6 protein-coding genes and 1 pseudogene are annotated in these 9,204 nt (G+C 60.9%); 2 read left to right on the top strand and 5 right to left on the bottom strand.

Annotated elements, in window-relative coordinates; translation table 11 throughout:
- A pseudogene (locus ACQY7U_RS22195) lies at window positions 1–207 on the bottom strand (sugar ABC transporter substrate-binding protein); the annotation flags it as partial.
- A gap of 292 nt (window positions 208–499) precedes the next feature.
- On the opposite strand from ACQY7U_RS22195, the gene ACQY7U_RS22200 reads away from it, so the two are divergent.
- Window positions 500–1,492, top strand: a complete 993-nt coding sequence (locus tag ACQY7U_RS22200; protein WP_428649493.1) for a LacI family DNA-binding transcriptional regulator — start codon at window positions 500–502, stop codon at window positions 1,490–1,492.
- Between the two features lie 566 nt (window positions 1,493–2,058).
- Here ACQY7U_RS22200 and ACQY7U_RS22205 read toward each other — a convergent pair.
- The 3 genes from ACQY7U_RS22205 to ACQY7U_RS22215 form a co-directional block, all read right to left on the bottom strand.
- Window positions 2,059–2,562: an SRPBCC family protein gene (locus ACQY7U_RS22205; RefSeq protein WP_428649496.1), complete on the bottom strand. Its 504-nt coding sequence runs from the start codon at window positions 2,560–2,562 to the stop codon at window positions 2,059–2,061.
- Window positions 2,552–2,896 carry an ArsR/SmtB family transcription factor gene (locus ACQY7U_RS22210; RefSeq protein ID WP_428649499.1) on the bottom strand — a complete coding sequence of 115 codons (345 nt, stop codon included), beginning with the start codon at window positions 2,894–2,896 and terminating at the stop codon, window positions 2,552–2,554. The genes ACQY7U_RS22205 and ACQY7U_RS22210 overlap by 11 nt, the downstream gene beginning before the upstream one ends.
- An 89-nt stretch (window positions 2,897–2,985) precedes the next feature.
- Complete coding sequence (locus tag ACQY7U_RS22215) at window positions 2,986–3,816, bottom strand: helix-turn-helix transcriptional regulator (protein ID WP_428649502.1); 831 nt, start codon at window positions 3,814–3,816, stop codon at window positions 2,986–2,988.
- Window positions 3,817–3,905: 89 nt separating this feature from the next.
- Between ACQY7U_RS22215 and ACQY7U_RS22220 the strand changes: the two genes are divergently transcribed.
- The gene (locus ACQY7U_RS22220; RefSeq protein ID WP_428649504.1) at window positions 3,906–7,109 is read left to right on the top strand and encodes a 2Fe-2S iron-sulfur cluster-binding protein; all 3,204 of its coding nucleotides are present in this window, start codon (window positions 3,906–3,908) and stop codon (window positions 7,107–7,109) included.
- A gap of 79 nt (window positions 7,110–7,188) precedes the next feature.
- Here the strand turns inward: ACQY7U_RS22220 and ACQY7U_RS22225 are convergent, their stop codons facing one another.
- Complete coding sequence (locus ACQY7U_RS22225) at window positions 7,189–9,090, bottom strand: bifunctional sugar phosphate isomerase/epimerase/4-hydroxyphenylpyruvate dioxygenase family protein (RefSeq protein ID WP_428649506.1); 1,902 nt, start codon at window positions 9,088–9,090, stop codon at window positions 7,189–7,191.
- Window positions 9,091–9,204 lie beyond the last annotated feature (114 nt).

Below are 9,204 nucleotides of genomic sequence, written 5' to 3' on the forward strand. Positions count from 1 at the left end.
CTGCACGGCGGTGGGCGGGTTGCCCGAGGTCACCCGGGCGCGCAGCACGGTCATGGCCTGGGAGCCGCCGCCACCGGCAACCGGCATGTCCTGCCAGCCGATGCCCTGCTTTTCCAGATCTTCCTTCAGGACGTTGAGGGCTGCTGCCTCCCCGCCCGACGTCCACCAGTGCAGCACTTCCACATCGCCGGCATTGGCAGCGTTCATGGTCGCGGCCAAGATACCCGCCGTTGCCAGCAGTTTGAATTTCAAGGTCTTCATTTTGTCCTCCCAAGACAAGTCAGCCGTCGCCGTTCCGCGCCGGTGTTCAATTTATAACGTTATAAATAGCAAGGCTGTCAAGAAGAGAAATCTGCAAACATGTATGCTTTTCATTTGAAATTAATCTGATTTCGGCAGTTGCAATCTTTTTACAACGTTATAAATTCGAGAAATTCGCCCGGAAATGACGTTTTGCGGTAAACAGTGCTGCCCGTCGCGGAGGAGGAGAGGCGGAACTTTGACCTACAAGAAGCCGACGCTCAAAACCGTCGCGGAAAAGACGGGCCTTGCGGTGACCACCGTTTCAAGGGCCTTGCTTGACTCGCCGCAGATTGCGCTCGAAACCCGCAAGCGGGTTGCCGAGGCCGCGAAGGAGCTCGGCTACGTTCCGGATCGCGCCGCCCAGAGGCTACGAACCGGCAAAACCCGGGTGATCAGCCTGATCCTCGAGCCGCACGACGAAATACCGGATTTCGGCCGGTCGATAATCGCAGGGTTGAGCTACGCCCTCAAGGGGTCCGGTTTTCACCTGACGATCACGCCGGAGTTCCAGGGGGAGCCGCCGGTCGATCCGGTGAACTACATTCTGAAAAACCGTCTTGCGGACGGGCTTATTTTTTCCAGAACGCAGCTCTTCGACGAGCGGGTCAAGATCCTGCAGGAAGAGGATTTTCCCTTCGTCACCCATGGCCGGACCGAATTCACAACGCCGCATGCCTTTGTCGACTACGACAACGAGGCCTTCGCCTACCAGGCGGCGCGGCAGCTGATCGATCTGGGCTGCGCGCGGATCGGCATCATTCTGCCGCCGGACAGGTTCACCTTCTGCCAGCACCTGCGGTACGGCTTCATGCGTGCCGTGCGTGAAAGCGGTATTCCTTTCGATATTCCCGAGGAAATCACGCTGGATGGTTCTGCCGAAGACATTCAGCAACACTACTGCCGCAGGGTCGGCGAGCTGCCGCGTCCCTACGGTGTGGTCTGCGCCGGTGAAACTTCCGCGCTGGCCATCTCATCCGCACTGATCGACCAGGGGCAGATCCCGCACAAGGACTTTCACCTGATCGTCAAGAGAACCTCGAACCTGCTGCATTTGCACCGCCCAGCCTTCAAAAGCATCTACGAGAATATTTTCGAGGCCGGGCAACTGATGGGACAAAGCATTCTGCGACTGGTGGAGGGGCAGTCCGCCGCCGACAATCAGATCCTGATGCAGCCGATTCCGGACTGACAGCCGCTTTGACCTGACCCGGGGGCGCGCAAGCCGCTATGCCTGAAGGCATGCCGGTCGAATTCAAGGAAAATGAACGGTTAATTTGATTTGAAACACCCAGTGCGGGGCAACGACTTTTTAGAGCCCCGGCCCCTAGCGTCTGCCTGCGTGCAATTTTTTGCACGTCAATCAGGCGTACGTAAAAGGGGTGTAAAAAATGACGAAATCACTGTTTCCGGCAGTAGCTGCTTGTGCCCTTCTTCTGACCACGGCCGCATATGGAGCCGGAAACGGCAATGGGCCTGCCGATCATTCGGCAACCTGGCATGGTCACGGCAGCAATCACCAGGGCAACAACGAGCCCGGAGACACGGCTGCGGACCGTCATAATTTCAACGATGCGACTGCCGGCAGCTCCGGAAAGAATCCCGCCGCGGGTGATCGGGCAGGCCGGAAATGATGCCGTGATCCTGCCTTGGACGGCGGAGCCCAAGTCAAAAAAAGTCAGGCCCTTTCGGGGCCTGCCTTTTCTTGCAAAAAACTGAAGCGGAGCTTCGTTCCGGTGGTGGTCGAGGGCCCTGCCGTCAGACGGCCAGCGTCAGCAACAGTTCGTCCAGGCGTTCCATGGTGGACGTCATGCCTTCCTTCATGCCCATTGCAATGACCTTTTCAAGGTCGTCAGCGGAGGTATAGGTGACGACCGTCCGGACGATGGTATGTCCGGAGTGATCGGAAAACGTCACGTCCCAGTTCGCTCTCGGCATGTCCGGATTGAGCGCGCCGGTGTCGTCGCTGAAGCCGTCGAGGGCGGTGTAGTTGTCGATCGGGCGGATGGTCTGGTAGTCGAGGCGCGACCAGTATTCCTGACCCTCGGGGGTGACCATGGCGTAGTGCCAGTGACCGCCCTCGCTGAAATCCATTGACCTGGTCTTTGCGGTAAGTGGCTTGGGGGCAAACCAGCGGTCGAGCAATTCGGCCTTCGTGTGGCAGTCCCAGACCAGTTGCCGTTTTGCGGCAAATTCCCGCTCTACGGTGAGGGTGTTGTCGTCCTTGTCGACGATAAAATCAAATTTCAAATCAGTTTTCATCTGTGTCTCCGGTCATGCTTTCCAGCAGGGTGTCGAGATTGTCGTAGCGGCTGGCCCAAAGAGCCCGCTGTTTTTCAAACCAGCGTTCGGCGGCGGCCAGCCGCTTTTTCTTCAAGGTGCAGGTGCGGACCCTGCCGGTTTTCCTGGATCCAATCAGCCCGGACGCCTCCAGCACCCCGATGTGTTTCATGAAGGACGGCAAGGCCATGTCGAACGGCTTTGCCAGTTCGCTCACGGTTGCGGAGCCCTGACCTAGCCGCTGAATGACGGCTCTGCGGGTCGGGTCGGCAAGGGCGTGAAAGACGGTGTCGAGTGCAGCTTGATTGTTATCCATATGGCTAACTATATCGCAAAAATCACTTAGGTCAATGGCTAAGTGTTCTGGCGTGAAAAGACGGACGTCATCCGTGCCTGCTGCCTCGGTCAGACAGGTGCGGAGGGAGTGTTCCCTGCCGCGGGTGCAGCGGCCTGGGTGTCGAACAGGGCAAGCGACATCAGCTCCTGGGCCGAGGTGACCCCGAGCTTGCGGAAGGCGCGCCGGCGCAAGGTCCGGATGGTGTTTTCCGAGACCTTCAGCTGCAGGGCGGTTCCGGCGACGCTGAGGCCGGCGAGAATGGCATCGCAGGTTGCCGCCTCGCGGGGCGACAGCCCCCCGAAAAGTGGATTGCCGCGTTCCTTCAGGCTGGAGACGGACATGCCCGGCCGGAACTGGAAGGCTTCCGAGCCGACAATGCGGTGGCGCAGGGTAATCGCTTCATGGGCAATCGGCAGCAGAACCGCGAAGCGCTCCATCTCCCGGTCGCTGATCCTGCCGTCCGAGGCACTGCGCAGAAAGAAGGACTGGATCGCGTGGTCGCCTCGCCGGGTGGCGACACTCAGGCGCTCCAGCATTCCTGCCCGTTGATAGCGCGGATAGCGTGGGTCTGTTGCTGGTGGCGTAAAGCGGATGATCTGCGAGGAAGGGGCTTCTCCGGCGGCTTCAACGGTTGCCTGCAGCTCGTTGAAGACGTCGGTATTGGCGACGAAGTCCGCGCCATCGCGATGCAGCCAGTAGTCGCCGATCGAGCCGCAGCTGATGGACAGTACCGCCTTCCTGCGCCTGACGCTGGTCCAGAAATAGGCCCCGAAATTGCGGATGGGGCCAGCCTGGGAAACGAATTTCAAAACCTCCTCGCCGAAGTCGGATGCTTCCACTTTCCGCAGGAGAGTGGTGATCCGGGCAGGGTGGAGTACGGTGTCAGACTTGTCATCCATTCGGATGACATACGCCTCGTGGCAACCTTTGTAAACAAATGGACCAGGAGGCAGCGCGACCAGGAGCGCTGTGGTGGAGGCAATTCGGCGTGAAGTATTTTTCGACCAGGGCCAGGCCCGTTCATCTGGGCCCGTTTCCGATGGAGCGCGAGCCGAGAACGTCCGTTCCGCCGGATCTGACACAGGTGGTGACGCCCATGGGCCCGGAGCCCGGGGCAAAGCCGTTCCTGTCTCTTGCGCATGCGATCAGCCGCTATCAGGCCATGCTGGACATCGTCCGGGACGGAGCGGTCATGCCGGCCATTTCGGAAATTCCGGATGATCCTGTCGAGCGGGCCCACCACCTGAAGGCGGCCGGAACCTACTTCGATGCTTCGATGATCGGCATTTGCCGTCTCGAGGCGGCGCACTGGTTGCCCGAGCAGATCGAAAATCCGGCCACCGAAGGCATCCGGGAAGAGCTGGGCAAGGGACAGCCGAAGGTCTTTTCCGGCGGCATCGACCAGATCTATGCCGATATCGAGGCTTCTTCCCGGAAGAAGCTCGCTCCTGCGCGGCACCACACCCATGCCCTTGCCTTTCTCGTCGAGCATACGCGGGACATAGGGATCGATGAACCCGGCCACGAATGGATTGACGAAACCCAGGTCGAGCGGGCGGCCCTATTGAGCTCGAACACGGCCGTGCTGATCGCCAACTATCTGCGCCTGCTGGGATTCGAGGCACGGGCGCATTCGCTCTATGCCCGCGATGTCGATCTCAACCGGGTAGCGGTTTCGGCCGGGCTGGCGCGGGTGGAAGGGCAGGCTGTCGTCAATCCCTTCGTCGGCAGCCGCTTCGGCGTTGCGGTCGTCACCACGACCCTGGAACTTGCGCCGGACCTGCCGTTGGCGCCCGGGGCGGGCAAAGGCGCAAGCGGCCTGAAATGGCGTCTCGGGGTGGGGACCGACCGCCGCCGGCAGACGGCGGTGCCCTATCAGGACCGGCCCTTTCACATGGGGCCTTATCCGTTCGAGAAACTGAAGCGCGTCGATGAGCCGACCACCTATCTCGACGAGGACAGCATTCCACGTCCGCCGAAACGCGCGGACTTCTTTGCGCGGGCGATCTACGGCGACCTCGGCAAGCAGGTGCAGGATGCCGCGCGCGGCGGCATGTATGTCGGCAAGAGTCCGATCGGGGCCTGCGCTCGCCGTGCGCTCGGAGCGTTGTTGCTGCTGCAATATGGCGAGGCGCGCGGCCCGGTGTCGGAGACGCTCAAGGATCCGGTCCGGAACGCGCAGGCCCTGAAGGCGGCGTCCTATTACCTCTCCTGTGATGCCGTTGGCCTGTCACGCTGCCCGGACTGGGCCTATTATTCGCACAATGCCGGCGGTGAACCGCTGGATCCCTATCACTCCAACGCGGTCTCGCTCCTCTTCGACCAAGGTCACGAGACGATGGAAGGGGCCTCCGGCGACGACTGGATCAGCGCGGCGCAGTCGATGCGGGCCTACCTGCGCTTCTCGCTGATTGGCGGTGTGATCGCCGAACACATCCGGCGGCTCGGCTATTCCGCCCGGGTTCATTCGGTGCTCGACAGCGAAGTGGTGCAGCCGCCGCTTCTGCTGCTGGCGGGGCTCGGGGAGGTCAGCCGGATCGGCGATGCCATCATGAACCCGTTCCTCGGACCCCGGGTCAAATCCGGCACGGTGACGACCTCCCTGCCGATGGCCCATGACAAGCCGATCGATTTCGGCATGCAGAACTTCTGCAACAGCTGCCTGAAATGCGCGCGCGAGTGCCCGTCCGGCGCGATCACCGCCGGACCGAAGCTGATGTACAACGGCTATGAAACCTGGCGCTCGGACCCGGAAAAATGCACCCGCTACCGGATCACCAACAAGGCGGGAGCCATGTGCGGGCGCTGCATGAAAACCTGCCCGTGGAACTTCGAGGGCCTGTTCACGGACGCCGCCTTCCGCTGGATGGTGCAGCATGTACCGGCTTCCGCGAAAAAGCTGGCCGAACTTGATGACGTGCGCGGGCGCGGTGTCATCAATCCGGTGAAGAAATGGTGGTGGGATCTTGTCGTTGCCGAAGACGGCATGCGCTTTGTGCTCGCCGAGGAGGTGAACAAGCGCGAGCTGCAACGGGATCTCGTCGTGAAATACGAGGACCAGACGCTTGCCGCCTATCCGGCGCCGCTGATGCCGCAGCCCTGGCCGGTTGCCCAGCCGGTCGACCGCAACAAGGCGGTCGAGACCTACCGCTCCCTTCTGACGCCCGGTGAGTACCGCAGGCGCAGGGCCGCCGGCGAAACCGGGCTGGTTCCGGGCGTGGTGAATGTGGAGGAAGAACCGCCGATGTTCCCGGTTCTCGTCTCCGGACGCGAGGATCTGTCTTCCTCCGTCATGCTGTTCGAATTCACGTCCCCGGACGGATCGCCGCTGCCGGACTGGACCGCCGGGGCCCATATCGACCTGGTGATCGCGCCCGAGTTCCAGCGCCAGTATTCGCTTTGCGGCGACCCGGCGGACCGGAGCCGCTACCTTCTGGGTATCCTGCGCGAAGAGGGCGGGCGCGGCGGCTCGAAGCTACTGCACCAGGTCTTCAAGGAAGGCCGCACGGTGCATATCTCCAGGCCGCGCAATCACTTCCCGCTGGACGAGGATGCGGAACTGACGCTGTTGATGGGCGGCGGCATCGGCATCACGCCGATGATCGCCATGGCTCATCGCCTCCACGCACTGGATAAGGATTTCGTGCTGCATTATTCGGCAAGGTCCCGCCAAGACAGCGGCTTTGCCAAGGTGCTGCAGGACATGCCCTGGGCCAACCGGGTGGCCTGTCATTTTTCGGCCGAAAGCGGACGGGCGGATCTGGAGGATCTCATTCCGGACTACCGCCCCGGTATGAAGCTTTATACCTGCGGCGGTGACGGCTACATGGCGGCGATCTTCGACACGGCAGCCCGCAAACTCTGGCCGGAAGACACCCTGTCGCGGGAATATTTCACCGTTCCCGAACAGCCGGATCGTGAAAGCCATCCTTTTGTGATCGAGCTGCTGAAATCGGCTCAAACCATCGAGGTGGCCGCCGACCGCTCGGCGGCCGATGTCCTGCAGGAGGCGGGCATTCCGGTCGACCTGAAATGCTCTGACGGCATCTGCGGTGTCTGCGCCTGCGACGTGGTGGAAGGCGAGGTCGACCACCGCGATTTCGTGCTTTCAGGCGAGGAACAGAAACGGAAGATGATCCTGTGCTGCTCCCGTGCGTCAAAGGCCGGGGAGACACTCGTTCTGGATCTGTGACCGGCAACCGGGAGGGGGCGGGGTCAGGGAGCTGACGGTTTCCTGGCTGGTGTCTCTTTCAGCTTGGAGCATATCCCGTTCATGCCTTCGGTACGCCCTGGGCCCTGAGGTGTCTCTTCTGGGCGGCGATGCGGAAGGGGGCGTTGGCGGCGCCGTACCCGTTGTAGCCGCCACGCCGGTCCACGATTTCGAAGAAGAAGCCTTCACCGTAGAACGGGCTGTAAAGCTGGAAATATTCACCACCGTTGTCGTCGCGGTCGTAGAGAATGCCATAGAGCTTCAACTGGTCGAGAAAGGCGTCCTCCAGTCCGAAACGGGCATCGAGGTCGTCGTAGTAGTTTGGTGAAATGACGAGGGGGGTGAAGCCGTTCTGCTTCAGCCTTTCGGCCGTCCTGAAGATATCCTTTGTCTCGAACGCAAGATGCTGGACAGCCGCACCGAAGGCTTCGGAAATGAAATGCCCGGCCAGCGTGCGGCGGTTGTCCGCACCGTTCAGAGTGATGCGCAGAGACCCGTCCGCATTCGCGATGGCCTGGCTGCGGATCAGCCCTGCCGGGTCCACCACATCGACCATCGGCGTTTTCGAGGTTCTGAAAATCGAGGTGTAGAACAGCTGCCAGGTCAGCAATTCGTCGGAGGCCATGGTCTCCGCAATGTGGTCGATGCGCACCAAGCCCGCTTCTTTCGCATCTTTGGCGGCGGAAATATATCGAAATTCCTGGTCCCACACGGCAGCCAGGCCGCTCTTTTCATCGATGAAGTGGATGACGCCGCCGCCCGCGCCCCGGATCGCGGGTATCTTGAGTTCTTCCGGTCCCACGGGTTGCTCGAAGGGCTCCGCTCCAAGGGCGCGCGCGCGGGCGACTGTCGCCCCGGCGTCGGCAACCTTCAGGCCGATATCGCAGACATTGACCCCGTGAACCACATAGGACGAATGTGCAAAGCCCTTTCGCTCGGTGTTGATGACAATGTTGATGTCTCCCTGGCGCCATCGCATCACATTCTTCGAAATGTGACGGCCTATGCAGGAAAACCCGAGAACCTGCAGCATCCCGGAAAGTTCGGCGGTTTCGGCTTCGGTCGCGGCAAACTCGATGAACTCCACGCCTGAAACCGCGACACGATCGGGCATCGGCTGCACCTGGATGGCAATGCCAGGCTCCAGCCGGCTCACCTGGTCCATCAGGTAGAGCAACGAGCGATGACCGTCGACCGAAATGGACTTTGCGGAGCCCCCCCGGAACTGGTCGTTGAAGATTTCAAGAGACAAGGTGCCGTCGTAGCCGGTGGCCGCGACCGCCCGCATGAACCCGGTGACGTCCAGGTCTCCCTCACCCGGCATGTTGCGGAAGTGGCGGCTCCAGTAAAGCAGGTCCATGTCGATGACAGGCGCATCAGCCAATTGAACGATGAAAATGCGGTCGCCGGGGATCGCCCGGATCGAGTTGACGTCAATCTTGCGCGCAAGCGTGTGGAAGCTATCGAGAATGATGCCGATATTGGGATGATCGGCCCGCCGCACAATTTCCCAGGCATCACGGTGGTCTGAGACATGACGACCCCATGCAAGCGCTTCAAAACCGACACGCAGCCCATGTTTTGCTGCCCGCTCACCCAGCTCACGCAAATCGTCGGCCGCCCGGTCTATACCGCCGAGTGAGGCTGGAGAAACGTTCGAGCAGATGAGCATGAGATCGGTTCCCATCTCCTTCATCAACTCAAACTTGCGCTCGGCCCGCTCAAAGTTGCGCGAGCGGAACGGTTCCGGCATTCCCTCAAAATCGCGGAACGGCTGAAACAGCGTGATCTCCATGCCCAGATCGCGCACCATCTTCCCAACGTCAGAGGGTGAAGCATCATAGGTCAGAAAGTCGTTTTCGAAGATTTCAACACCGTCGAAACCGGCTGCCGCAATTGCGTTGAGCTTGTCGCTGAGATCTCCGGCAATGGAGACCGTTGCAATGGAGGTCTTGAGTTTCATCACTTCACCTTGTCGTCAAATTATGATCGTCGTTTCACCCCGCCCGGCATGCGCTACAGGCCGTTCGCCATCCACCTTTCGCTCAGGAGGATGGCGAACCACCCAGAACTTGGT

Origin of the sequence: Roseibium sp. (genome assembly GCF_050301095.1) — a bacterium.
Classification (GTDB): domain Bacteria; phylum Pseudomonadota; class Alphaproteobacteria; order Rhizobiales; family Stappiaceae; genus Roseibium.

Coding starts and splice junctions, on each gene's coding strand:
- ACQY7U_RS22205 (WP_428649496.1), bottom strand. CDS start 2,562: ATGAAAACTGATTTGAAATTTGATTTTATCGTCGACAAGGACGACAAC.
- ACQY7U_RS22210 (WP_428649499.1), bottom strand. CDS start 2,896: ATGGATAACAATCAAGCTGCACTCGACACCGTCTTTCACGCCCTTGCC.
- ACQY7U_RS22215 (WP_428649502.1), bottom strand. CDS start 3,816: ATGGATGACAAGTCTGACACCGTACTCCACCCTGCCCGGATCACCACT.
- ACQY7U_RS22225 (WP_428649506.1), bottom strand. CDS start 9,090: ATGAAACTCAAGACCTCCATTGCAACGGTCTCCATTGCCGGAGATCTC.